At 72.7% G+C, this 23,955-nt stretch carries 26 protein-coding genes; 9 read left to right on the plus strand and 17 right to left on the minus strand.

All coding sequences use genetic code 11. From position 1 onward, the window contains the following. Window positions 1–8: 8 nt before the first annotated feature. On the minus strand, window positions 9–890 hold the full coding sequence (locus M8C11_RS12845; protein WP_252449679.1) for a serine hydrolase: 882 nt from the start codon (window positions 888–890) through the stop codon (window positions 9–11). A 38-nt stretch (window positions 891–928) separates the two neighbouring features. On the opposite strand from M8C11_RS12845, the gene M8C11_RS12850 reads away from it, so the two are divergent. The 4 genes from M8C11_RS12850 to M8C11_RS12865 all read left to right on the plus strand — a co-directional run bounded on the left by M8C11_RS12850 (window position 929) and on the right by M8C11_RS12865 (window position 5,188). Further along, a complete protein-coding gene (locus M8C11_RS12850; protein WP_252449680.1) occupies window positions 929–1,906 on the plus strand; it encodes a LysR substrate-binding domain-containing protein in 978 nt (325 codons plus the stop codon). A gap of 40 nt (window positions 1,907–1,946) precedes the next feature. Continuing rightward, entirely contained in the window at window positions 1,947–3,122 is a 1,176-nt protein-coding gene (locus tag M8C11_RS12855; protein WP_252449681.1) for an endonuclease, read from the plus strand. Between the two features lie 118 nt (window positions 3,123–3,240). Next, window positions 3,241–4,095: an aldo/keto reductase gene (locus M8C11_RS12860; RefSeq protein ID WP_252449682.1), complete on the plus strand. Its 855-nt coding sequence runs from the start codon at window positions 3,241–3,243 to the stop codon at window positions 4,093–4,095. Window positions 4,096–4,204: 109 nt separating this feature from the next. Continuing rightward, window positions 4,205–5,188, plus strand: a complete 984-nt coding sequence (locus M8C11_RS12865; RefSeq protein WP_252449683.1) for an aldo/keto reductase — start codon at window positions 4,205–4,207, stop codon at window positions 5,186–5,188. 51 nt (window positions 5,189–5,239) lie between these two features. On the opposite strand, the gene M8C11_RS12870 is transcribed toward M8C11_RS12865, so the two are convergent. Together M8C11_RS12870 and M8C11_RS12875 are read right to left on the minus strand one after the other, a co-directional pair. Continuing rightward, complete coding sequence (locus tag M8C11_RS12870) at window positions 5,240–5,710, minus strand: hypothetical protein (RefSeq protein ID WP_252449684.1); 471 nt, start codon at window positions 5,708–5,710, stop codon at window positions 5,240–5,242. Then, on the minus strand, window positions 5,701–7,485 hold the full coding sequence (locus tag M8C11_RS12875) for a hypothetical protein (protein ID WP_252449685.1): 1,785 nt from the start codon (window positions 7,483–7,485) through the stop codon (window positions 5,701–5,703). The genes M8C11_RS12870 and M8C11_RS12875 overlap by 10 nt, the downstream gene beginning before the upstream one ends. Before the next feature lie 665 nt (window positions 7,486–8,150). On the opposite strand from M8C11_RS12875, the gene M8C11_RS12880 reads away from it, so the two are divergent. From M8C11_RS12880 to M8C11_RS12890, 3 genes are all read left to right on the plus strand, one after another. Continuing rightward, window positions 8,151–8,324 carry a hypothetical protein gene (locus M8C11_RS12880; protein WP_252449827.1) on the plus strand — a complete coding sequence of 58 codons (174 nt, stop codon included), beginning with the start codon at window positions 8,151–8,153 and terminating at the stop codon, window positions 8,322–8,324. A gap of 185 nt (window positions 8,325–8,509) precedes the next feature. Then, a complete protein-coding gene (locus M8C11_RS12885) occupies window positions 8,510–9,523 on the plus strand; it encodes an ATP-binding cassette domain-containing protein (protein WP_120571448.1) in 1,014 nt (337 codons plus the stop codon). Next, window positions 9,520–10,374 carry an ABC transporter permease gene (locus M8C11_RS12890; protein WP_252449686.1) on the plus strand — a complete coding sequence of 285 codons (855 nt, stop codon included), beginning with the start codon at window positions 9,520–9,522 and terminating at the stop codon, window positions 10,372–10,374. The genes M8C11_RS12885 and M8C11_RS12890 overlap by 4 nt, the downstream gene beginning before the upstream one ends. A 45-nt stretch (window positions 10,375–10,419) precedes the next feature. Here the strand turns inward: M8C11_RS12890 and M8C11_RS12895 are convergent, their stop codons facing one another. From M8C11_RS12895 to M8C11_RS12915, 5 genes are all read right to left on the minus strand, one after another. After that, window positions 10,420–13,800: an AAA family ATPase gene (locus M8C11_RS12895; RefSeq protein ID WP_252449687.1), complete on the minus strand. Its 3,381-nt coding sequence runs from the start codon at window positions 13,798–13,800 to the stop codon at window positions 10,420–10,422. Between the two features lie 44 nt (window positions 13,801–13,844). Next, a complete protein-coding gene (locus M8C11_RS12900; RefSeq protein WP_091418959.1) occupies window positions 13,845–14,252 on the minus strand; it encodes a hypothetical protein in 408 nt (135 codons plus the stop codon). Continuing rightward, a complete protein-coding gene (locus tag M8C11_RS12905) occupies window positions 14,249–14,509 on the minus strand; it encodes a hypothetical protein (protein WP_091418956.1) in 261 nt (86 codons plus the stop codon). Before M8C11_RS12905 ends, M8C11_RS12900 begins: the two co-directional genes overlap by 4 nt. Before the next feature lie 13 nt (window positions 14,510–14,522). After that, entirely contained in the window at window positions 14,523–15,236 is a 714-nt protein-coding gene (locus M8C11_RS12910; protein ID WP_252449688.1) for a hypothetical protein, read from the minus strand. A 133-nt stretch (window positions 15,237–15,369) separates the two neighbouring features. After that, window positions 15,370–16,218: a helix-turn-helix transcriptional regulator gene (locus M8C11_RS12915; RefSeq protein WP_252449689.1), complete on the minus strand. Its 849-nt coding sequence runs from the start codon at window positions 16,216–16,218 to the stop codon at window positions 15,370–15,372. Between the two features lie 99 nt (window positions 16,219–16,317). On the opposite strand from M8C11_RS12915, the gene M8C11_RS12920 reads away from it, so the two are divergent. Then, window positions 16,318–17,088, plus strand: a complete 771-nt coding sequence (locus M8C11_RS12920) for an SDR family oxidoreductase (RefSeq protein ID WP_252449690.1) — start codon at window positions 16,318–16,320, stop codon at window positions 17,086–17,088. Window positions 17,089–17,155: 67 nt separating this feature from the next. Further along, on the plus strand, window positions 17,156–17,722 hold the full coding sequence (locus tag M8C11_RS12925) for a snapalysin family zinc-dependent metalloprotease (protein WP_091418947.1): 567 nt from the start codon (window positions 17,156–17,158) through the stop codon (window positions 17,720–17,722). Window positions 17,723–17,749: 27 nt separating this feature from the next. Here the strand turns inward: M8C11_RS12925 and M8C11_RS12930 are convergent, their stop codons facing one another. The 9 genes from M8C11_RS12930 to M8C11_RS12970 all read right to left on the minus strand — a co-directional run bounded on the left by M8C11_RS12930 (window position 17,750) and on the right by M8C11_RS12970 (window position 23,872). Then, a complete protein-coding gene (locus M8C11_RS12930) occupies window positions 17,750–18,730 on the minus strand; it encodes a hypothetical protein (RefSeq protein ID WP_252449691.1) in 981 nt (326 codons plus the stop codon). Beyond that, the gene (locus M8C11_RS12935; protein ID WP_120573949.1) at window positions 18,727–20,076 is read right to left on the minus strand and encodes a hypothetical protein; all 1,350 of its coding nucleotides are present in this window, start codon (window positions 20,074–20,076) and stop codon (window positions 18,727–18,729) included. Before M8C11_RS12935 ends, M8C11_RS12930 begins: the two co-directional genes overlap by 4 nt. Next, entirely contained in the window at window positions 20,073–20,378 is a 306-nt protein-coding gene (locus tag M8C11_RS12940; protein ID WP_252449692.1) for a DUF6403 family protein, read from the minus strand. Before M8C11_RS12940 ends, M8C11_RS12935 begins: the two co-directional genes overlap by 4 nt. A 55-nt stretch (window positions 20,379–20,433) precedes the next feature. Further along, window positions 20,434–20,688 (minus strand): hypothetical protein, encoded by a 255-nt coding sequence (locus M8C11_RS12945; RefSeq protein WP_120571454.1) that lies wholly within the window; start codon window positions 20,686–20,688, stop codon window positions 20,434–20,436. A gap of 75 nt (window positions 20,689–20,763) precedes the next feature. After that, complete coding sequence (locus M8C11_RS12950) at window positions 20,764–22,056, minus strand: AAA family ATPase (RefSeq protein WP_252449693.1); 1,293 nt, start codon at window positions 22,054–22,056, stop codon at window positions 20,764–20,766. 121 nt (window positions 22,057–22,177) lie between these two features. Next, entirely contained in the window at window positions 22,178–23,005 is an 828-nt protein-coding gene (locus tag M8C11_RS12955) for an SAM-dependent methyltransferase (RefSeq protein ID WP_121684531.1), read from the minus strand. A 150-nt stretch (window positions 23,006–23,155) separates the two neighbouring features. Next, window positions 23,156–23,410, minus strand: coding sequence for a hypothetical protein (locus M8C11_RS12960; RefSeq protein ID WP_252449695.1), 255 nt, complete (start codon window positions 23,408–23,410; stop codon window positions 23,156–23,158). Next, window positions 23,403–23,645: a DivIVA domain-containing protein gene (locus M8C11_RS12965; RefSeq protein WP_091418926.1), complete on the minus strand. Its 243-nt coding sequence runs from the start codon at window positions 23,643–23,645 to the stop codon at window positions 23,403–23,405. Before M8C11_RS12965 ends, M8C11_RS12960 begins: the two co-directional genes overlap by 8 nt. After that, complete coding sequence (locus M8C11_RS12970) at window positions 23,642–23,872, minus strand: hypothetical protein (protein WP_252449696.1); 231 nt, start codon at window positions 23,870–23,872, stop codon at window positions 23,642–23,644. The genes M8C11_RS12965 and M8C11_RS12970 overlap by 4 nt, the downstream gene beginning before the upstream one ends. Between the last annotated feature and the right edge of the window lie 83 nt (window positions 23,873–23,955).

Raw genomic sequence — 23,955 nt, forward strand, 5'->3', positions numbered from 1 at the left:
GAGCTGGATCAGCGCAACGATTCGACAGCGGTGCGGGCCGCCTCCCCCATCGCCAGGTCCACGTCGATCCGGCGGGCGGCCAGCCGTTGCGTGCGTACCGCCACCGCGATCGCATACCTGCGACCGTCGGGGTACTCCGCGACGCCGGCTTCGAGGTGCAGTCCCGGCAGGGTGCCGGTCTTCCCGGCGACCCGGACCCCGGGTGGGAAGCCGGCGGCCAGCCGGGTCCAGAAGAGTTGCCGTGCCATCAGCTCCCGGACCATGGCGTACGCGGGCGCCGGCCCGGCCTCGTCCCGCCACACCAGACGGAGCAGCCGGGTCAGCTCGCGGGCGGTGCTGGAGCTGGTGTGCTCGGGGTCGAAGACCCGCATCGCGCGGATCCGTTCGGGCGACAGGGTGGGGAAGATCCGCGCGAAGTCCGCCTCGGTACGTGCGCCCACGTCGGAGAGCATCGTCTCGACGAGTTGCCGGGGGCCGCCGACGATCCGGGTGCGCGGCAGGTCCAGCTCCGCGGCCAGCATCGGCAGCACGTCCGCGCCGACCCGGCGCAGCAGCAGGTCGGCCGCCGTGTTGTCACTCACCGACATGGCCAGGTACGCGAGGTCACGCAGGGAGATCTCGACGTCGTCGGCGCAGCCGGCCACACCCCAGCCGCCGAGCCGGTCGGCGGGACCGACCACCACCCGTTCGGTCGGGTCGAGCTGCCCGGCGGCGGCCTGCCGGGCGAACTCCAGCACCAGCATGATCTTGAAGATGGACGCGATGACGATCTGCTCGTCGGCGCGCAGCGCCACGTCACCGCCGGCCGGGTCGTCCACGTCCACGACGTGCAGGCAACCTCGCAACCCGGCCCGCCCGAAGATCTCCGCGACCCGCTCCCCCGCATCCACGCCGACACGGTAACCAGCGGCGACGCTAGGGTGCCCGGATGGATCTGCTGCGGCACCTGCGGCATTTCGTGGTGGTCGCCCGGGAACTGCACTTCGGCCGGGCCGCCGAGACGCTGGGCATGGCGCAGCCACCGCTGAGCCAGTCGATCCAGCGGTTGGAACGGGAGCTGGGCGTCACCCTGTTCGACAGGTCGCAGCGCCAGGTCGGCCTCACCACCGCCGGCCAGTTGCTGCTCGGCGAGGCCGACGAACTGCTGGCCGGTGAACGCCGGCTGCGTCACCTCGCCGAGCGGGTCCGGCGGGGCGCGCTCGGGGTGCTGCGCGCCGGCGTACCCCCGGAGACCCCGGCCGTGACGTTGCGCGCGCTGCTCGACGCGCTCGCGGCCCGCGCACCCGGGCTCGCCCTCGACCTGCACGAACTGACGAGCGCCGAGCAGCACCGGATGCTCGCGGACGGGCGGCTGGACGTCGGCCTGCTGCACCATCCGGTCGACGGGGCCGGGCTGCGCTTCGGCGAGCCGGTGGACGTACCGGTGGGTGTGCTGCTGCCCCGGGCCTCTCCGCTGGCCCGGCCGCGGGAGATCGCGCTCGCCGACCTGGCCGGCATGGATCTGGTCACCGCGCCGCCGGTCACCGCGCCCGGCTGGCACGAGCATCTGCTGACCGTGTGCCGGCAGCACGGTTTCGCCCCGGCCCGGGTCCGCCCCGCGCGCAACCCGGAGTTCCTGTTCGGTCTGCTCCTGGCCGGCGGCGCGGTCGCCGTCGAGCCCGCCGTGCTGGCCCGCCGGGAACCGCGTATCGCCTGGCGACCGATCGCCGGCGCGCCGCTGGTCCGGCGGATCTCCGCGGCCTGGCCGATCCGGGCGGCGCACCCGGCCGCGCCGATGTTCGGCCACCTCGCCACCGAGACGCTCGCCGCGCCCGACGAACAGGGCGGACCGGCGCTCCTCGCCCCGGCGGCCCGGCCGTGGCCGGTGCTGTTCGAGGCCGGCCGGGACGAAAAGTCGGCCCGCTGACCTCCCGCAGTTGACCACATTCCGACTAGCATCGCTGATCATGAATATGAAGCGCGTCACCCGCTCGCGACCCGGGCGGTTGATCGCGGCGGTCGTGCTCGCCGTCGCGGTCGGGATCCCGCTCGGCGTGACCGGCGCCGCGTCGGCCGCGACGCCCCTGACCGTGGCGCAGGCGCTCGCCGCCCAGGACGGCCGGACGGCCACCGTCACCGGCTACGTCATCGGCCAGCCCACCGCCACCACCACGGTGCTCACCTCCGGCTTCACCGCGGACACCGCGATCGCCCTCGCCGACCAGGCCGGCGAGACCGGCACGAGCCGGATGCTCTACGTGCAGGTGACGGCCGCCTGGCGGAGCACCTTCGGGCTGCTCACCAACCCGTCGCTGCGCGGGCGGCAGGTGACCGCGACCGGCGCGCTCACCGCGTACTTCAGCCACGGCGGGCTGAAGAACCCGACCGCGATGAGCCTCGGCGGCGGCGCCACGCCGAGCCCCACGCCGACCCCGAGCCCGACCGGCACCGCCGTGCCGGACGCATACTACGCGGCCGCGGTCGGCCGGACCGGGCCGGCGCTGCGCACCGCGCTGCACGGCATCATCAAGGTGCAGACGAAGCTCAGCTACGACCAGGTGTGGGACGCGCTCAAGGACACCGACCAGGATCCGGCCAACCCGGCCAACGTGATCCTGCTCTACAGCGGACGCTCGCAGAGCAAGACCAGCAACGGCGGCGGCGCGAACGACTGGAACCGCGAGCACGTCTGGGCCAAGTCGCATGGCGACTTCGGCACCGCCACCGGCCCCGGCACCGACGTGCACCACCTGCGGCCGGAGGACGTGTCGGTCAACTCGCTGCGCGGCAACAAGGACTTCGACGCCGGCGGCGGCACGGTGGCCGAGGCGCCCGGCTGCTACACCGACGCCGACTCGTTCGAGCCGCGCGACGCGGTGAAGGGCGACGTGGCCCGCATGATCCTCTACATGGCGATCCGGTACGAGGGCGGCGACGGCTGGCCGGACCTGGAACCGAACGACTCGGTCTCCAACGGCTCCGCGCCCCGGCTCGGGCGGCTGTCGAAGCTGCTGGCCTGGAACGACCAGGATCCGCCGGACGCCTTCGAGAAGCGCCGCAACCAGCGCATCTACGAGCGCTGGCAGGGCAACCGGAACCCGTTCGTCGACCACCCCGAGTGGGCGCGCTCGATCTGGGGTTGACGCTCGTCCCCGATGTGAGGAAGCGTGGCGAGCGGGTAGAGACATCCGGTTGGCACGGCCGGGGGGCAGTCGGCACGGACGCGCCCCCGGGCATCGCACGATCGGAGATGAGGCTCTCATGGCCCAGAACACCATTCCGGACATCGCACTCAATGACGGCAACACCATCCCGCAGCTCGGCTTCGGCGTCTTCCAGATCGAGCCGAAGGACACCGTGCGGGCGGTCGGCACCGCGCTGGAGGTCGGCTACCGGCACATCGACACCGCCCAGATGTACGGCAACGAGGCGGAGGTGGGCCAGGCGCTGCGCGCCTCCGGGCTGGACCGCGGCGAGGTCTTCGTCACCAGCAAGCTGAACAACGGCTTCCACCGCCCGGACGACGCCCGCAAGGCGTTCGAGCAGTCGCTGCGGGAGCTGAAGTTCGACTACCTCGACCTGTTCCTGATCCACTGGCCGCTGCCCACCCGCTACGACGGCGACTTCGTCTCCACCTGGAAGGTGCTCGAAGACCTGCGGCGCGAGGGCACCGTACGGTCGATCGGCGTGTCCAACTTCCAGGTCGCGCACCTGGAGCGGCTGGCCGCCGAGGCGGACGTGGTGCCGGCGGTCAACCAGATCGAGGCGCACCCCTACCTCGGCAACGAGGAGGTGCGGGCGTACGACAAGGCGCACGGCATCCTCACCGAGGCTTGGTCGCCGATCGCGCAGGGCAAGGTGCTCGACGATCCGACAGTCGTCGACGTGGCCGAGCAGGTCGGCCGGACCCCGGCCCAGGTGGTGCTGCGCTGGCACGTGCAGCGCGGCGACATCGTCTTCCCGAAGTCGACCACCCCGAAGCGGATCGAGGAGAACTTCGCGATCTTCGACTTCACGCTCGACGACGCCGCGATGGAGCGGCTCACCTCGCTGGACCGGGGCGAGGCCGGCCGGACGGGCCCGAACCCGGACGAGTTCGACTACATCCCGAACTGAGCAGTCACACGTCGGAGGGGCCCCGGGAGACCGGGGCCCCTCCGCTTGTTGACTTCGCGCGCACTCGAAGGGGCAGGGTGACCGGCAAAGCTCCGACGGGGAGGAAGACATGCGCTACCGCACCATCGGCACGGACCCGGCCACCCGCCGCGAGGTCAGTGTGCTCAGTCTCGGCGCGATGCTGTTCGGCACCGCCACCGACGAGGCCACCTCGTTCGCCGTCCTCGACCGGTACGTCGAGGCGGGCGGCACCTTCATCGACACCTCGGACAACTACGCCTTCTGGCACAACGGGGGCCAGGGTGGCGAGAGCGAGGAGCTGCTCGGCCGCTGGCGGCGCAGCCGCGGCATCGGCGGCGAGGTGGTCATCGCCACGAAGCTGGGTGCCCGCCCGCTCGCGCCGGGCACCAGCTATGTCGACAACCCGGAAGGGCTGTCGGCCAAGGTGATCCGCGAGTCCGCCGAACGCAGCCGGGAGCGCCTCGGCGTCGAGCGGATCGACCTGCTCTACGCCCACATCGAGGACCGGACGATCCCGATACAGGAGACCGTGGAGGGCTTCGCCGAGCTGGTCGCCGAGGGCACGGTCGGGCTGCTGGGCGCCAGCAACCACCGCGCCTGGCGGGTCGAGCGGGCCCGCGCGCTCGCCGCCGCGGCCGGCCTGCCCGGGTACGAGGTGCTCCAGTACCACCGCAGCTACCTGCCCCGGCGGCTGGACGTGCCGAGCGAGCTGGATCCGGACGGCGACGTCGGCTGGGTCGGCCCCGACCTGCTCAGCTACCTGCGTACGGAGCCGCAGCTCACGCTGGTCGCGTACTCGCCGCTGCTGAAGGGCGCGTACGTCCGGCCGGAGCGGCTCGGCGAGGAGTACGTGGTGCCCGCCACCCCGGCCCGGCTGGCGGCGCTTCGGGCGGTCGCCGCCGAGACCGGCGCCACAGTGAACCAGGTGGTGCTGGCCTGGCTGATGGGCGGGGACCAGCCGTCGATCCCGCTGGTCGGTTTCTCCTCGGTGGCGCAGTTGGAGGAGAGCCTGGCCGCTGTCGACCTGGAGCTGACCGCCGAGCAGCGGACCCGGCTGGACTCGGCAGCCTGACCGTTAATAGACGAGGGCGCAGAACTGGCCGACGCTCCCGATCGATGCGACTCATCCGTGCCGGAGCACAAGCCGCCGGGTAATTTTCGCTACCCGACCGACCCCGGCCCGCACCGGGTGGCCGGTGATACCGGGAGGCGCGGCCTCCGTGTCTGACGTCGGGCGCTTGAGTCGGCGGTCCACAAAATCCTGAGCCGAGCGCTCGGCCTCGTCGATCAGCTTCTGCGCCTTCGTCTCCATCTCCTTTCGGCGCTCCTCCGACTCGTCGGCTTCGGCTTGGAGGCTGTCTATGGCCAACCGCCAAGCATCATCGAGCCGTCCGCGGTCGTCGAACAGACTGGTCTCAAGCGGCGGTCCGGGGTCGACGTAGTTGCTGGACGGCACCACCCACAGCGCGTCGTCAACGACGTACTTCTCGGGTTGCCCCCCTCGGTCAGCCTGCTCGCCGTCACCAGGACTGTCCTCGTTCGGCTCTGGTTCGTGCGAAGGGTCCACTTTCACTCCTGTTCTCATCATCTCCATGCGAACTCCCCCGCACCGAGATCCTTGCGCTTGATCAGGTCGTTGTAGTGCACGAGCTTCAGAGAGAACCGATAGGAGATGTAGATCAGGTTGAGAGCCGACAGGGCACACAACGTGATCCAGCGCCAGTCAGTGATTCCAACGAAAGTAAGCGGGGCGGGGACGTCGTCGTTTTGGGTAGTCGTGGTGGCACCCGTCGACGAGGTGCCCAGATACAGGACCACGGCCGCCACGGAAACGATGCCACTGGTGATCAGAGAAAGACGCGCCAGGAGAGAACCGCCGACCAGCGTCTCACGATCCCCGGTCATGCCGAACCAGGAGGCCGCGATCGCCGGCAACGCCAGCATCAGCGCCGGCAGGCCGCCCACCTGTGCACCCTGAGGCGTGTTGACGAGATTTCCAACGACTGCCACCAATAGGGTGGTCGCGAGAGCTGTCACGGCCGCGCGGCCACGTGCGCCGGGCGGCGTCTCTTTGAAGCGAGCTAACAACGCGAGGTCTCGCATCTTCGGCGACTGGCGAGCATACCCACGTAGATAGACGTGAACAAAGTTCTGTCCACGCTTCCGACGCACCCGGAAGTGGTGGCCGGACTGGGTGGCATGGCCGGATTCATGCGCACATCTGTCCGTCTTGCCGATGGGCCGCCTCCCTCGCCAATTCCGCTCAACCAATGATTCGCAGTGTCGACACTGCAAAACCTGCTTCAAAACGTACTTGTTCGCCGGCGCATTTACCCGCAGGTGGTAGCTGTCCGCCGTCAGCGCCAGGTCGAGCGGGACGGCAACTTGATCGGGCCTCAAGCCGAGGCCAAGCCGCAGCAAGCCCCGCCATGTGGCGGTAAGCGAGGACGGGATGTAAGTGCGCTCGTACTTCACGAGAACCCGACGACTGACAAGTTCTGCCGGCGGAACGACAGCGATGATGGGGTAAGACGAGCTGAGCGCCGCGACGTACTTACGAACGCAACGCTGACTTTCGTCATCGGGGAAGGCGATGCCGTCCAGGATCGCGTCCATTTTCTCCTCGGCCACCTCCGCACAGAGATCCCAGATGTTGCCGTTGGCAGCTGCGGCCTCGCTCGGTGAGACCTGAGGACCCCGGGTGGCGATGATCTGTAGCAACGCCCACTCCGCGAGTCGCAGGGCCTCGTCCAGCTCTGTTGCCTTGGGGGCCATCCGCGCCAACAACAGGCGAAGGCCCGCAGCCGCCAACTGAACTGACTCTTCGTAGGACAAGGTGGTCAGAGAATCACCTGCCGCCGAGCGGATATGGAAGTTGTCCACGAGTTCACCCTTGAGTGGCTGGAGGACCGGCAGGTAGAGGGGACCGTCGGCGTCCAGCAGAGGCAGCGAGAACGAGACGGTTACTTGCTGCACTACCGCACGTTCGTCATGATCGATCGCCTCAGTCAATCGGGACCGGAATTTTCCCGGATCGACTATTAGCTCGACGAACAAGGCAACGGCATCCGCGTCCTGCTGGTAGCCGTCCACCGCAGCGGCCTGCAGCCGCCGGAGCGTGGAGATCGACGGCAGCACTGGCGTCTCCACGACCTTGGTTTCCCCTGCCAACCGCTCACGCAGCCGGCCAAACATGAGGAGTGCAATTCCCACAGCCAATACGAGGAAGAACAGGCGCGCCGTCCCTTCCAGCCAATCGCCATGGGTGGCCAGCCAGCCGCCCTGCGCGTCGAACTGGTGGCGCAGCCATCCCGTGCTGCCGGCAAGGATCACCAGAGGTGCGGCCACGACGCAAATGATCAGGTTCATTGCCGTCCTCGCCCAGCGGTGACCCATGAAATTCCGCCCCCAACCAAGAGCACACCGTATGCAGAGAGCAACACCCTGCTACAGGGTCTGCCACCTGTCGAGGCCCCGAGGGCACACCAGGACGGACCACAAACGCCACGCGCGATGAGATCTGCGCACCTCAGGAGCACCCGACCAGCCGCCCCTCCGGACATTGACCATCCATGTCCCACCGCAGTCGTTACCGTATCGTTATCGGCACTCTTCGATGAATCCCTTTTTTGGGCAGCACCAGTCTCCACTCGGCCAACGCCCACACCATCCGGTAGTACGAAGGAGGCGAATCGGCGGTTCAGGCGACCAAGGGGAGAATCGACCAATGCCGGTTGTCCACCGGCGATCCTCGCGTGGGATGCCGCGCCAGATCTGATCTAGCGGCTCGTCTGGCGCCTGAGGAGTGAGGCCGGAAGCGAAGGAGGACAGCATGACGCTGTTACGGCTTGCCGTCATCATCGGCAGCGCCCGGGAAAAGCTTCTGATTCCTCGCTCAGGCGCCCCGCCACGCGGGCTCGACGTACGCGAAGTCGACGGGACCCATACGACCTCTCGGCCATCCTGCCCCCGAGCCCACGCATGGCGTGCGGGAGTTCGCGGAGCAAAGGGCGCTCGCGGAAGCGTTCGTGGTGGTGACACCGGCGTGCAACCACAGCTTCCCGGCCTCGTTGAAACAGGCGATAGGCGTCGCGTACGACGAATGGCAGGACCACGCCGGTCGGCTTTGTCTCGTACAGCTGCCGGTCAACCGGCGCGCACGCGGTCGACCAACTTCGGACGGTCTTCGCCGCGCTGCACCGCGATGACGGTACGGGGGTGTCGGCATTGGCCTGCTCAACGGCAAGCCCTCGCCCACTCTGGGTAACGGATCGGACAGGACGTCCGACTGCTCCTCGACGGGCTGTGCTTACTGGGATTCGCATTGCGCGAGGGCTGGTGCGGCGCGCCCGTACGCCTGCTGACACCACACCGACGAAAGAGGTAGCGATTCATGAGCAACCGGAACACCGGCCTGGCCGTCGAGGCCGAGGGCCTGGTCCGGTCCTTCGGTTCGACCCGGGCACTCGACGGGCTGGACCTGCGGGTTCCCGCCGGCACCGTCTACGGCGTGCTGGGCCCGAACGGCGCCGGGAAGACCACCGCCGTACGGGTGCTGGCGACGCTGTTGCGCCCGGACGGCGGCACGGCCCGGGTCTTCGGGCACGACGTGGTGCGTGACGCCGACGCGGTGCGTGCCCGGGTGAGCCTGACCGGCCAGTACGCCTCGCTGGACGAGGACCTGACCGGGGCGGAGAACCTGGTCCTGCTGGGCCGGCTGCTCGGGCTGGGCCGGGCAGGCGCCCGGGACCGGGCCGAGCAGTTGCTGGCCGCGTTCGGGCTGACCGAGGCGGCGGGACGGCAGGTGAAGAAGTACTCCGGCGGGATGCGGCGGCGCATCGATATCGCCGCGAGCATCCTCAACACCCCGGATCTGCTGTTCCTCGACGAGCCGACCACCGGGCTGGACCCGCGCAGCCGCAACCAGGTGTGGGCGATCGTGCGGGCGGTGGTCGCGTACGGCACCACTGTGCTGCTGACCACGCAGTACCTGGACGAGGCGGACCAGCTCGCCGGCCGGATCGCTGTGGTCGACCACGGCCGGGTGATCGCGGAGGGCACCCCGGGCGAGTTGAAGGCGTCGATCGGCGCGGGCAGCGTCCACATCCGGCTGCGTGATCCGGGGCAGCGTCCGCAGGCCGAGCAGGTGCTGCGGACGTCGCTCGGCGTACCGGTGCAGCTCGCCGCGGACCCGGCGGCGCTGACCGCTCGTGTCGGCGAGCACGGCACCGACCTGGAGGCCGGTACGCAGGCCGCGCGGGCGCTCGGCGAGCTGGCCGCCGCCGGCATCGTGGTGGACGACTTCTCCCTCGGCCAGCCCAGCCTGGACGAGGTCTTCCTGGCTCTGACCGACCACCCGGCCGTCCCGGCGGACGAGCGGGACGACGAACTGGAGGCGGCGCGATGAGCGACACCGCGATCACCACCGGGCGGGCGCCGTCCGTCTACATGCCGTCCGCCGAGGCGCTGGCCACTGTCCTCGCCCCGGCGGAGCGGCCGGCCCGGCCCAGCGCGCTGTCGGCGTCGCTGACGTTCGGCTGGCGCGCGCTGCTGAAGATCAAGCACGTGCCGGAGCAGCTGTTCGACGTGACCGCGTTCCCGATCATCATGGTGCTGATGTTCACGTACCTGTTCGGTGGCGCGCTCGCCGACAGCCCGCGTGCGTACCTCCAGTTCTTCCTGCCCGGCATCATGGTCACGAGCGTCGTGATGATCACCATGTACACCGGGGTCGGGCTGAACAGCGACATCGAGAAGGGCGTCTTCGACCGGATCCGTACGCTGCCGGTCTGGCGGCCCGCGGCGCTGGTCGGGATGATCTTCGGCGACGTGCTGCGCTACGTCCTGGCCGCCGTGGTCATCCTGACCGTGGGCGTGGTGCTCGGCTTCCGTCCCGACGGCGGGCTGCTCGGGGTGCTGGCCGGGATCGGGCTGCTGGTGGTCTTCTCGTTCGCGTTCTCCTGGGTGTGGACGTTCTTCGGCCTGGTGCTGCGCAGCGAGAAGTCGGTGATGGGGACCAGCATGATGGTGCTGTTCCCGCTGACGTTCCTGAGCAACGTGTTCGTCGACCCGTCCACCATGCCCGGTTGGCTGCAGGCGTTCGTCAAGGTCAACCCGATCACCCAGCTCGTGACCTCGGTCCGCGCGGCGATGGCCGGCTCGATGGACGGCCCGAGCACCATGTGGATGCTGCTCTGGAGCGCCGTCTTCGTGGTCGTGTTCGGCACGCTGACGATGTACCGCTACAACCGCCGCTGACGTGACGACGGTGGCGGGGTCCGCGCGGCCCCGCCACCTCGCCGGTCAGAGCCGCCAGGGCACCGGCTCGGCCGGCCGGTAGCGGCAGGCGCCGCCGGTGGTGACCGACTCGCGCAGGTGGGCGGCGAGCGCCGGATGCCGCTCGTCGATGCGGCGCAGGGTGTCCCGGATCCGGCCGGTCACCGCCTTGCGCGCCCGTTCCGCCTGGTCACCGAGACGCCTGGTGCGCCCGGCCAGCCCGGCCGCGGCCCGCAACTGGTCGAGCAGCGCCGCGCGCTCGGCGTCCAGCTCGGCCAGCCGCCGCCCGTCGTCGCGGGCCGCCGCGCGGTCGATCTCGTCGTCGAGCCGCCGCAGGTGCCGGCGGTAGCGGGCCTTCGCCTCGTCGTCGAGCACCGGATCGGCCCCGAGGCGGCGCGCGGCGACGAGTTCCGGACCGGCCGCCGGGTCGAGCAGTTCGACGGCGGGCACGTCCGCGCCGGGCCGGCTCAGCAGCAGGCGCAGGTCGTGCAGCCCTTTGGCGTCGGGCAGGTGCACCACGACACCGTCGTACGCGAGGCGCCACACCGGCCCGTCCGGCCGGAACTCGGGCCGGACCACGTCCGCACCGCCCGCGCCGGGGTCGGGCGACCGCCCGTGGACCACACCCGCCCGGGACAGACCCGACGCGGTCCGGCGGCCGGGCTGCGACGACGCGGCGACCAGGGCCGGGGCGCCCGCGCCGAGCCGGGCCGCCGCGGGCGGGACCACTGCGGTCGCCGCCGCCGGGACCGGACCGGCCGCGCCCAGCCGGTCCACCACCTGGACCATTCCCAGCGCCCGCGCCTCGGCCACCGTCTCGGCCCGCAGTCGCCGCGCCTCGGCCGCGTCGCCCGGCCCGTCCCGTCCGGCGAGGGCGCCCACCAGACCGGCCCGGGCCAGCACCGACCAGGGCCGGGCGCCCAGCCGGTCGGCGGCCTCCCGGGCCGCCGCGTAGCAGTCGACCGCCGCGTCCCACCGGCCCTCGGCCGCGTCCACACCGCCCAGCCACAAGTCGACCGGGCCGCCGATGTCGCAGCCGAACAACGCCGCCGCCCACTGCCCGCGGTGCGGGGCCAGGTCGGCCCGCACCGCCGCGCACCGCGCCGGGTCGCCGTCCACCGCCGCCGCCTGCGCCCGCAGGCGCAGCCACAGCGGCGACACCGACCGGGGGTACGCGGTGCCCGCGGCCTCGATCGCGGCGGTGAGCCGCAGCACAGTGGCCGCGTCGCCGCGCTCGGCCGCGGTGATCGCCCGGAGCAGCTCGGCCTGCGGGTGCCCGGTGCCCACCCGGTCGAGCACCGCCTCGGCCTCGGCGAGGCGGCCGTACAGCAGCAGAATCGACCAGCGCATGTGGTGCGTCATGAACGCGTGGTCGGAGTGCCCCGGCTCGCGGTAGCTCTCCGCCTCGGCGAAGCCCGCCTCGGCGGCGGCGAGGTCGCCCTGGAAGGCGGCGATGATGGCGGTGTCCGCGATCGCCGCCACCCGCTGCCGGGCCACGTCGTCGCGTCGCGCGCCGGTCACGAACGCGGTCAGCTCCTGCCGGTAGCCCGGATCGCCCAGCTCCAGCAGCGCGACCCAGCGCAGCGCCGTGGCCCACAGCTCGGTCTCCCGGTCGCCGCTGCGGCGGGCCACCTCCCGGATCTCGGCGGTGACCACGGCCCGCTCCTGCGCGGTGCCGAGCCCCCAGGTGGTGTCGTGTCGGGCCCACAGGCTGAAGGTGAGCGCCTCGTCGTCGCGGCCGTGCCGGGCCAGCGTCTCGGTGGCGGTGATCAGGTCGGTGACCAGCGCGCGTACCGGCCGCTCCGGCTCCGGTTCCGCGATCAACCGCCGGTACGCCTCGCGGACCAGTTCGGCGGCGTCGAGCCGGCGGCGGGTGGCGGAGTGCTGCCGGTGCGCGATGAGCGCCACCCGGGTCAGCACGCCGGGATCGGGCAGCTCGCGGGCCAGCGCGGCGGCCTCGGCCAGCAGCCGCTCGACCTCGGCCGGCGGGCCGGCGTGGTACAGCAGCCCGGCCAGTTCCAGCAGCACCCGGACCCGGCGGCCGGGCTCGCCGGTCAGTTCCAGCGCGCGCCGGTAGTGCCGGACCGACTCGTCCATCGCGATCCGGCCTCCGGCGTCGCGGGCGGCGGCCAGCAGCAGGTCACCGGCGCGTTCCGGCTCCAGCTCGGCGCCGGCCAGCCAGGCGTGCCGGGCCAGGTGGGCCGGGCCGAGCGGGCCGGCGAGCGCGTCCGACCGGTCGACGGCCCGGACCACAGCCGCGTGCCGGGCCCGCCGCTCGTCCTCGGCGAGCCCGTCGTAGAGCGTCTCGCGGACCAGGTCGTGCACGAAGACGAACCGGCCGTCACTGCGGGGCAGCACCAGCCGGGCCGCGGCGGCGCGACCGAGCAGCCGGTCGATCTGCGCGACGGGAGCGGGTACGCCGGCGGCGAGCGTCCCCCTGTCGAACTCGCGGCCGAGCACCGCGGCCACTGTGAGCGCCTCGACCACCGGGGCGGGCAGTTGGTCGAGCCGGCGGCGCACCACCTCCCGCACGCCCGGGGCGACGGTGTCGGTGAGGCCGTGGGTGTGCCAGAGCCGGGCGGTCTGCTCCACGAAGAACGGGTTACCGCCGGTGCGCCGGTGCACCTCGTCGACCAGGCTCGGAGCGGGCTCCCGGCCGGCGGTGCGAGCCATCAGCGCGGCCACCTCGGCGCGGCCCAGCCCGGCGAGCGTGACTGTGGTGGCCTTGGCGGTCAGCGGCAGCAGCAACGGCCGCAGCGGATGCTCGCCGGATTCGACTTCGGCGTCCCGGTAGGTGCCGATCAGCAGCAACCGTTCGAACCAGGCGTGCTGGGTGACGAACTGGAGCAGCCGCAGCGACGCCGGGTCGGCCCAGTGCAGGTCGTCGAGGATCACGGCGACCGGCCGGTGCTGGGCGACGGCGACCAGGGCGGCGGTCACCGCGTCGTGCCTGTCGAACTCGGCCCGGCCCGCGTCACCCGGCGCGTCGGCGTCACCGGGTTCGGCCGCGTCGCCCGGCTCGGCCGCCACGTCGCCTGCCGGTGCCGGCCCGCCGCGACGACGGTCGCCCGCCGTGCGTTCGCCCAGCAGCGCCGCCAGGCCCGCGTCGGCTGCCTCCCGCACCGCGCGCGGGTCGTCGGCGGACCGGGCCAGGCGGCGCAGCACCTGCACCCAGGGCCAGTAGTCGGGGGCGGTGTCGGAGTCCCAGCAGGCGGCGCCGAGCACCAGCGCTCCGCTGCGGCGGGCCTCGTCGGCGGCGGCCGAGACCAGTGTGGTCTTGCCGATGCCCGGCTCGCCGGTGACCAGGACGAGACCGCCGTGGCTGTCGACCAGCCGGGCCACCTCGGCGCGCAGCAGCGCAGCGGGATGCTCCCGCCCGATGATGTGTTCGCCGAACCTCGGCTCCATGACCTCACGACGCTAGTCGAAGGGTCCGACAAACGGGGACGCGTTCAGAGCCGCGCGTCGGTCACGACGTGCGCGCACGCCGGGCAGGCGGCCGGTCCCTGCTCGGCGAACCACCGGCAGGTACGCCGGATCGCGCACTTCGGCAGCGTCTCCTCGGCGGGCGGGGCGGTCTCGGCGTACGAGGCGGCCATCCGGGCGCCCAGCCCGCAGTGCGAGCCGGTCCAGAAGCCGCAGGACGAGGTGACGCACGGGCCGGCGAGCCGGGCCCGCGACTCGATCGGCTCATCGGAGTCACCGAGCCCGGCGAGCGCCACCTCGGCCGGTACGGCCGGAGTCACGTAGGCCACCCGGCCCGCCGGAGTGATCATGCCGAGGAACACGGTGGCGTTGGACGCCGGGGTGCTCGGGCACATCCGCTCCGGCGTGCCGGCCGGCCGGGCGGCGTCGGTCACCGCTGGATCCAGAACCCGATGTCGTTGATCTTCTGCCCGAGGTCCTGGGCGAACGGGCCGTCGATGACCCAGAGCCCGTACCACTCGGGACGCAGCTTGATGTTGCCGTGGCCGACGGTCAGCGGGTTGGTCAGCCTGGCGTCGGCGGTACGCAGCGCGGCCAGGCCGGCCTTCTGGATCTCCGCGGCGATCAGGGTCTGCTGCTCGGGGCTCAGGTCGACGCCGTCGACCACGAAGCGGAACTCGTTGCGGGCCATGTGCTACCTCCGGTCACTCGTACGATTCGGTGCCCAGCCCGCGACGCAGGCTGGTGCGGGTGAAGGCCGCCCAGCCGGCGTGCGAGGCGGCGTCGGTGCGGTGCCCGGCGCGGGCGAGCACCCGGGCGGCGTGCTCCGCCCAGCGGTCGGCGGTCGCCGCCGCGTCGCCCCACAGCCCGCGGCAGGCCGCGACCGCGAAGGCGACCTGTTCCGGCGCGCCGGTGAACCCGGCGGGTCCGTCGGCGACCCGGATCGTGCCGTCCGGGCGGACCCGCACGCTCGGGAAGTGGTGGTGCAGGCTGGCCAGCGTGGCCAGGTGGGTGGCGTCGCGCCGGCCGGCGGCGAAGCCGGCGCGCAGCTCGTCGTCGCGGCGGTGCCGGATCCCGTGCAGCACCAGCGCGTCGCCGCCCGCCTCGATCCGGGCGACCACCTGCACCGGCACGCTCCAGGCCGACGGCGAGTTCGCCGACCAGAACGCCAGCCAGGCGGCGAGCCGGGCGTGGAAGTCGGCCTGGACTGCGACCGGGAGCGCGGACCCGTCGGGTGCGCGCAGCGCGGCGGTGGCGATGCGGTCCCGGGTGATGAGCGGCGTCGCGGGGCGGCCCGGTGCGGCCGCCGCGGCGCCGGTGGTGGAGGCGACGGCCAGGCCGGTCACTGTGACCGCCGAGGCCGCCGCCGCGCCGGCGAGCAGTCGCCGACGGTCGAGCGGTTGTCCGTTGTCGTTCATCGTCGGCCCTTCGTCGACGGCAGTGGACCGACGCTATCGACCGGAAGGGATCAGAAAAACACCCTGCGTGACGGGAGGTTGACAGGAAAGCCGGGGATACCCGGCGGCGTGAACGACGGTTCCTGTGCCGCGTTCACGCGGTGGTGGACGGGAACCGTTCGTGTCCGAGCACGGCGAGCAGCCGCAGCTTCTCCTCGGCCTCGCTGCGCGGCGCGGCGGTGAGCACCAGCAGCGCCTGCGACTGGTCCTCGGTGAACAGCACCTGGCAGTCCAGCTCGATCGGTCCGAGTTCCGGGTGGATCAGCGTCTTGTGGTCGGCGAAGCGTTGCGCCACCTCGTGCCGCTCCCACAACTCGGCGAACTCGCCGCTGGCCGCACGCAGCGCTCGCACCAGCTCGCCCGCGCGGGACCGCGGCCCCATCGATCCGTACGCGGCCCGCAGGTTGGCGACCTGAGCCCGGCTCTGCCGGTCACGGTCCTCCACCGGATAGTGCTCCCGCTCGGCCGGGTCGGTGAACCAGCGGTACACCTCGCTGCGGGCGAGCCCGGTGTGGCCGGAGCGGTCCCCGAACAGCGCGGCCGCCAACCGGTTCTGGACCAGCGTCTCGCCGAGGTCGGACAGGATGAGCGCCGGCGTGTCGGCCAGCCGGTCCAGCACCCGCAGCAGTGCCGGCGCGACGTGCCCGCTGGTGGCGACCGTCTCGGGCGGGCTGTGCCCGGCGACCCGGAACAGGTAGGCGCGCTCGTGCGCGGTGAGCCGCAGCGCCCGGGCCAGCTCGCCGAGCATGTACGGACTCGGCTGCGGGCCGCGCCGCTGCTCCAGCCGGGTGTAGTAGTCGGTGGACATGGTGGCGAGCGACGCGACCTCCTCCCGCCGCAGGCCGGGCGCCCGGCGGCGGGCGCCCTCCGGCAGTCCGACGTCGCCGGGGCGCAGCGCCTCGCGGCGGCGGCGCAGGAATTCGGCCAGGGCTTGGCGGTCCATGATCCGAGTATCCGCCGCGCTCCGCCGGGAACCAGGGATCCGCGATCCCCCGATCAGCGGTCTCTTCACCCGCCACGCCGGACGCCGCAGGCTTGCCGCATGGACATCTCCGGAAACACGATCTTCATTCCCGGCGCCACCAGCGGGATCGGCCTGGCCCTGGCGCTCGCCCTGCGGGACCGGGGCAACACGGTGATCGTCGGGGGCCGGCGTACCGAGTTGCTCGACGAGATCGCCGCCGCCAACCCGGGCCTGGCCACCGTCACGATCGACACCGCCGACCCGGCGAGCATCGCCGCCGCCGCGGACCAGGTGCTGGCGAAGCACCCGGATCTCAACATCCTGGTGACGATGGCGGGCGTGATGCGGATCGAGGACTGGCGTTCGCCGGACACGTTCCTCGCCTCGGCCGAGGAGGTGGTGACCACGAACGTGCTCGGCCCGATCCGGCTGATCGCCGCCTTCGTCGAACACCTGCGGCGGCGCGGGAACGCCACGATCGTCACCGTCTCGTCCGGCCTGGCGTTCGTGCCGCTGCGGGTCACGCCGAGCTACAACGCCTCCAAGGCCGCGGTGCACATGCTCAGCGAGTCGATCCGGCTGAACCTGGCCGACACCGGCGTACGGGTGCTGGAACTGGTGCCGCCCGCGGTGCGCACCGAACTCCTGCCCGGCCACGAGAACAACGAGACTGCCATGCCGCTGGACGAGTTCGTGAGCGAGGTGGTGGCGCTGCTGGAGGCGCAGCCGGAGGCGACGGAGATCCAGGTAGAGCAGGTGAAGTTCCTCCGCCACGCGGAGGCGCGCGGCGACTACGACCAGGTCGTCGCCGCCGTGAACGCGTCCGATCCGCACGCGTCCACCTCTTGATATCGATCGACGGCTATCTATAGGCTGGCGGCGTTCCGCTCACCCCCCATCCCAAGGAGTGTGAACCATGCGTCACCCCAAGCTGTCCCGGATCCTCGCCACCCTCGCGGCCGCGACGCTGGCAGCGCTCGGTGCGGTAGCCGTCAACCCGGCTCCGGCCTCCGCCGCCGTCCGCAACGTCTGCTACAACATCAGCCAGGCCGGCCCGTTCGCCAACACGGCGGTGCAGGCGGCGGCGATCTGGAACAACTACACGAACAACATCAACATGGCCCAGTGCGGGTCCAACCTGCGGATCACCTACACCTACGGCGGCGGCTCTTACGCCCAGCGCACCAGCCTCGGCAACGGCCGCGTGGTGATCGACTACAACCAGGCCCAGCAGTACTCGGCGCTGCGCATCATGACGCACGAGATCGGCCACATCCTCGGCCTGCCGGACAACTACAACGGCAACTGCGCCATCCTGATGTCCGGTGGCAGCGCCGGCACGAGCTGCACCAACCCGTACCCCAGCTCCACCGAGGCCGCCCGGGTCGACTCGCTGTTCGGCTTCGCCGCCCGCAGCGCGACGCCCGCCCAGGTCTTCACCGGCAGCTGGCCGGCCGCCTCGACGGTGGGCGCCCAGCGCTGACGACGCACTGACGACGGGGTCGGCGGCTCACCGCCGGCCCCGTCCGCGCGTCCCGCGCCGGCCGGACGCGGCGTCGTCGGCGAGGTCCGCCGCGCGGCGGCTCAGCTCCTCGACCCGCTCGCGGAGCCGGCGCAGCGCCTCGGCGTTCCCGTCCTTCTCGGACACCTCGTCGAGCAGGCCGACGTAGTCGGCGGCCAGCCGCCGGTACGCCGGGGCGACCGGCCCGACGCGTCCGTCCAGGTCGATGATCTGCTGGGCGAGAGCCGCGGTGGCGGCGCCGAGCGCGGCCCGTTCGTCGGCGCGCGCGTCCCGCCCGGCCCGCCGGGCGTCGGCCAGCCGACCGGCCCGCCGCCCACCGAACCAGAGCACCGCCGCACCGGCCACGACCCCGGCCACCGCGCCGCCGGCCAGCAGGTACCGGGGCAGCGACGGGCTGATGGTACGAGCACCGTCCGGCACCAGACCGGCCCGGACCAGCCGGTCGTAGTTCAGCACGATCACCTTCAGCGCCTCGACCGGCCGGTCCACGAACGCGTCGGCGCCCCGGCTGATCGTGGTCTCGGCGACCATGGCCCGCCCGAGGTCACGCGCGCCGTCGCCGCCGAGGCGGGAGCAGCCGTACGTGTCCCAGTCCTCGCCGTCGCGGCTCATCGCCAGCACCAGCGTGCCCCGGGCGGCGCGCTCGGTGTCGTCGCACGCCTCCCGCAGGTCGGCGCCCGGCTCCATGATCAGCACCACCAGCCGCCGGTTGCCGATGACCCGCTCGGCGGCCGCCCGGTCCAGGTCCACCCCGGGCGCCGCGTAGACCGACGAGACGCGCACCTGCCGCGCGATCGGCCCGTCCAGGATCCCGCCGGTCCACAGCGCCCAGCCGGCCAGCGCCAGGCAGGCGAGCACCGCGCGGCCGAACGCGGTACCGACCAGGCGTCCGAGCAGCCGGCGCGGGCCGGTCGCCACCACGCCTCGACCGGCCGCCGCCCGCTCGGGACGGGTCGCGACGCGGCTCACGACAGCCTCGCCCGCAGGTAGACGTCCGGCCGGTAGCCGGGCATCCGCACGTCCCGGGCCACGTCGTCCAGCTCGGCCGCCGCGTCGGCGAGCAGTTCGCGTACGTGCCGGTCGGGCAGCCCCTCGTCGAACGCGTCCCGGGCCGCCCGCAACCGGCCCACGCCCCGGACCAGCGCCGGGTCGCTGCGCGCGTCGGTGAGCAGCGACAACTCCACAGCCAGCGCGGAGAGCCCGGCCAGCCGGGCCGGCGTGCCACCGGGACCGACGTCGGCCGGACGGCGGCCGGAGGCCCGCACGGTACGGATCGACAGCACCACGAAACCCGCCACGCAGCCGGCGAAGATCCAGGGCAGCGCCGGCAACGCCACCCGCAGCGGGTCGAACGGCCGGTACGGCAGCGGACGGTCGAACAGCCCCGCGTACCGCACGTCGGTGACCTGGGCCAGATACGCGCCGAGCACGTTCTGCTGCGGATAGGTGTAACGGCCGAGCCGGCTGCCGAACTGGGCGTAGAAGCTCGCGCCGGCCACCTCGGCGAACGACGCCGCGCCCGGACCGTGGTACTCGATCCAGTCGCCGTACATCACCACGAGCGGCTGGTCCGGGGCGAGCCGGTGCAGCGCCGGCCCGTACGCGGGCAGCGGCTCCCCGTACGGCTGGGCGGGCAGCACCACGAACCAGGCGCCGTCCGGGAACGCGGCGCTCGCCGCCTTCTCCGGCAGCTCGGGCAGCGTGGCGCCGGTGCCCACGTACCGGCCGGTGGCGCGCAGCGCCGCGACCACCGGGGCCAGCTCCGGGCCGGTCGGCTCCCGCCAGCGCAGGTCGTCGCCGTCCGGCGGGGTCGGCTGGTCGTGCAGCGCGGCCAGCAGCGCGAGCACCGAGCCGGTCACGTCGCCGGTGGCGAACCGGGCCCGCCAGCCCGGCAGGTCGTCCGGCGAGGCCACGTAGAGCCCGCCGCTGACCTCGGTGCCGACGATCCGGATCTCGGCGTTCTCCACGTCCTTCACCCGCCGGCGTTCGGCCTCGTCCAGACCGGGCGGGGCGACCAGGATGCGCGTGCCCCGGTCACCGATGGCGGCCCGGACCCGCTGCTCGTCCCAGCGCGCGACAGCACCCGGCAGCCGGACCACCGGATCGGCGGCGACCAGCGCGGTCATCTCCTCGACCGAGGGCACGCTCGCGTCGCTCAGCTCCCCGGCCGAGCCCTCGGGCAGCGCGGCCGTCGACGGGGAACGCCCGTAGCTGACCTCCACGCTCTGCCGCTGCGCCACCAGGAACACCACGAGCACGGCCGCCGCGGCGGCCAGCAGCGACCAGCGCAGCAGCTCCCGGCGTACCCTCGTCATCGCCCGGCCCGCCACAGCTCGTCGGCGCGGCGGGCGTGCTCGGCCGCCGCGCGGGCCGCGCCGGCGCCGCCGCGTCCGGCGGCGAGCATCTCGGCGTGGGCCAGCAGCCGCTCGGCCTCCGGCACCGTCGCCGGGGACGCGTCCCGGCTGACGGTGGCGTCGTGGATCGCCGCCCGCGCCGACGACCAGGCGACCCGCCGGCCCTCGGCCCGGGCGCGGCGCCGGGGCAGCAACGCGGCGAGGAAACCGGCGGCCACCGCCACCACACCCCCGCCCAGCCAGGGCAGCACGCTCGCGGTCATGATCCCTGTCTAACGCACCGCCGCCAGCGCCGCGCGCCGAGGGCGGCGGTGCGACCTACGACGACTCGTAGCCCTCGTTGAAGCCCTCCATGAACCCGCCCGCGAACCCGGAGACGACGCATCCGGCACAGCACAGGATCACCAGCAGCGCCGGCACGGTGACCCACAGGACGATCGCCCACCGGCCCATCCCCTCGCTCGGCTGCTCCACGTACGCCGGCGGCGGATAGTACGGCTGTTGCGGGTACGCCTGCTGTTGGTACGCCTGGTGCTGGTACGGATCCTGCTGATAGGGATCGTGAGGATGCATCCGGCCATCGTGCCCACCGGCCGCGAACGCCGGAAGATCCGAACGGTCCGCCGATCCTGCCGCGACGGCCCCTCGTCACGCCCGGTGGGCATCGAGGTGGGTCAGCACCGTCTGGTTGGCCTCCCACCCGTCGGGGAACTTCACCGGCACGTCCAGGTGCACCCGCTCGGTCGACGGATACGCGTCGAGCAGCTCACCGATCCCGGCCCGCGCCACCACCACGCAGGCGTGCCGGTGCCGTGACGCCAGCACGCACAGCCGCCCCGACTCCAGGTGGAACGCGGTGGCGTCGCGCCGGCCGGAGAGCGGGTGCAGCACGATCGTCACGTCGTACTCCCGGCCCTGGAGCCGGTTGGCGGTGTCCACGGTGATGCCCGCCCCGGCCGCGCCCAGCCGGGACCGGATGGCCGCGACCTGGTCGCGGTGCGCGGCCCCGACGGCGATCCGGTCCGCGGTGACCGGCGCGCCGCCGGGCGCGGCCTCGCTGACCGCGACCGCGCCGCGTCGCAGCACCCGCAGGGCCAGCTCCGCGCAGGCCGCGGCGGCTTCTCCATCGGTACGCACGGTGTGCCGGGCCGGCAGCTCGTGCAACGCCCAGCCGGTGGCGGCGGCCACCTCCACCGAGGCGTCGTAGGGGTCACCCGCGCCGGGCTCGGTGAACGTCAGCGCCCGGTCGGCCGGCCCGGTCCCGGCGCGGAACCCGGTGAACGGGTAGAACGCGGCGGAGACGACAGGGGCGGCCGAGTCGGGCAGCCGCCACGACACCGGCAACCGGTGCACCGGCAGCTCCGGGTTGTGCCGCAGCAGCGTGGCCACCGCCGACTGCATCGGATCCCAGGTCAGGCCGGTCCAGCGGAACGTCTCGACGGTGCTGAACGGATCGAGCTGACCGGGGTCGCCGACGAACAGCGCCCGCTCGAACCGTCCCGCCACGCGCAGCAGCGCGTCGGCGCGCATCTGGTACGCCTCGTCCACGATCGCCCAGGGCCAGCTCCCCTCGGTGACAGTGGCCCACTTGGCCGCCGTACCGATGGTGACCGCCGGCCCGCCCAGGTCGGCGGCCTTCGCGGCGACGCGGACCGCCGGGTGGGCGGTGACCCGCTCGGTCGGCCGGTAGTCGGTCGCGGAGAGCCGCCCGACGCGCAGCTCCGGCGCCCTGCGGCCGAGCCGGTCGATGAGGTCGTCGACCTGCTCGTTGGTCTGCGCCACGATCATCAGCGGATCGCCGGTGGCGGCGGTCTCGATCGCGGCGCGGACGACGAGGGTCGACTTCCCGGCACCGGGAGGCGAGTCCACCACGACGCCACGGTGCGCGCCGTCGCGCAGATCCCGCAGCACACGCTGGATCACCTGCTCGGCTTCGTGCACGGCGGGCCCTTCCTGGGTTCGAAGAAGGCGGGGCCCTTTCTTAGCACGCGCCACCTCGGCGCGACTCCGGCACCTGCGCTTCCTTCGCACCCCGGGGCCCGCGGTGCCCGCGGGCAGGCGCCTACGGCTTGCGGGCGAGCAGTCCGACGAACGTGTGGTAGGTGTCGGTCTGCTGCTGGGCGGGCGCGTCCGGGTCCGGACGCCACTCGGCCAGCGGCACCAGGCCCGGCTCCAGCACCGTCAGCCCGTCGGCGAAGGCGAGGATCTCCTCGTCGGTACGCCAGCGGCCGGTACCGAGCGACTCGTTGAACACCCGCTCGACCTCGCGGGCCTTGCGGGAGCCTTCCGGATCCCGCTCACCCGGGTCACGGAAGTGCGAGATCGCGACGTAGCTGCCCGACGGCAGCGCGTCGATCAGCGCCGCAGCAACCGATCGCGGGTCCTCGTCGTCGCCGATGTGGTGCAGGATCGCGAACAGCAGCAGCCCGATCGGGCGGTCGAAGTCGAGGAACCGGCGGACGTCCGGGTCGTTGAGGATCTCCTCCGGTTCCCGGATGTCGGCCTGGATCACCGTCGCGGTGCCCTCCGCCGCGAGCAGCGCGCGCCCGTGCGCCAGGACGATCGGGTCGTTGTCCACGTACACCACCCGGGCCGCCGGGTTGTGCTCGACGGCGACCTCGTGCACGTTGCCCTGGGTGGGCAGGCCCGACCCGATGTCGAGGAACTGGTCGATGCCCTCCTCGGTCACGAGGTGGCGGATCACCCGGCGCAGGAAGGCCCGGTTCGCCTGACCGGCGGCCGGCCCGTCCGGCGTGATCCGCAGGGCGTGCTCGGCGACCTTCCGGTCGACCTCGAAGTTGTCCTTACCGCCCAGGAAGTAGTCATAGACCCGGGCCACGCTGGGAATGGTGACGTCGATTCCGGGCGGTGCGGCCTTGTCGCGGGTCACAGGCGTCTCCAGACTCCGTGTGGCGTTTCCGGGCGTTTCGGGGAGTGTAGCGACCGTACAGGGTGGATGGTCGCCCCGTTTGGGACCGCTCCCAGCGGGCCAGCCCGCCACCAGGACGTTCATCGATCGGCACGTCGAAACACGCCGAGGTCACCGCGGCTCCGCCGCCCCGCACGACCCGTCGTGACCATCCCGGTGTCCGCAGCGCCCGCCGCCGGGCAACCGCATGTCACACCAGACCCGGTACCGCAGGTGCTGCGCATCCTCCTCGCTGAGCGTCGTCTCACCGAAGTCGACGGCATCCAGGTGCCCGAGCGACCGGGCGAGCGCGGCGGCCAGTTCGACGGCGGCGTCCCGGCTGGTCAGTCTGGTCGGCAGATGGATGATCCAGCGCGGCTCAGCCATCGTGGCCGCGTCGCCGGCAGCCGTTGTGGCGGGACTGCCACTGCCGCAGCGCCTGGCGGACCCGCTCCGACTCGGTGCGCGCCGTGGTCAGCTCCCGGTGCAGACGATCCATCTCGTCGGCGACCCGGCACAGGTAGTCGTGCACCTGCGCCGGGTCCAGGCCACGCCAGCGGGTGTCGAAGAAGGCGCTGCGCACCTGGTACGCCTGCACCCGCTCGCCGGTCACGTAGATCACGACGCCGCCGCCCCGGCCGCCACGGCCTCGTCGGGCAGCCCGGCCGCGGCGAGCGTCGCCCTCCCCCACCGGGCCAGCCGGCAGGGGTTCGGGACGCGCTCGCTGCGGCACAGCGGTCCCTGCGGCCAGTGCTCGGGCACGTGTACGCGCACGGCCAGCGCGGCGACGAGCACGTCCTCGTCGGTGACCGGGGTGAGGACGGGGAAGTCGGCGAGTACGACGGACATCGGCAGGCGCCTCCGGGTTGGATCTGGTGGAGTGGCGCCGGGGCGGGCGGGGACGGCGGGAGCCGCGATCGGGGGACGCGGTG

Source organism: Micromonospora sp. CPM1 (genome assembly GCF_023896895.1).
GTDB classification, from domain to species: Bacteria; Actinomycetota; Actinomycetes; order Mycobacteriales; family Micromonosporaceae; genus Micromonospora; species Micromonospora tulbaghiae.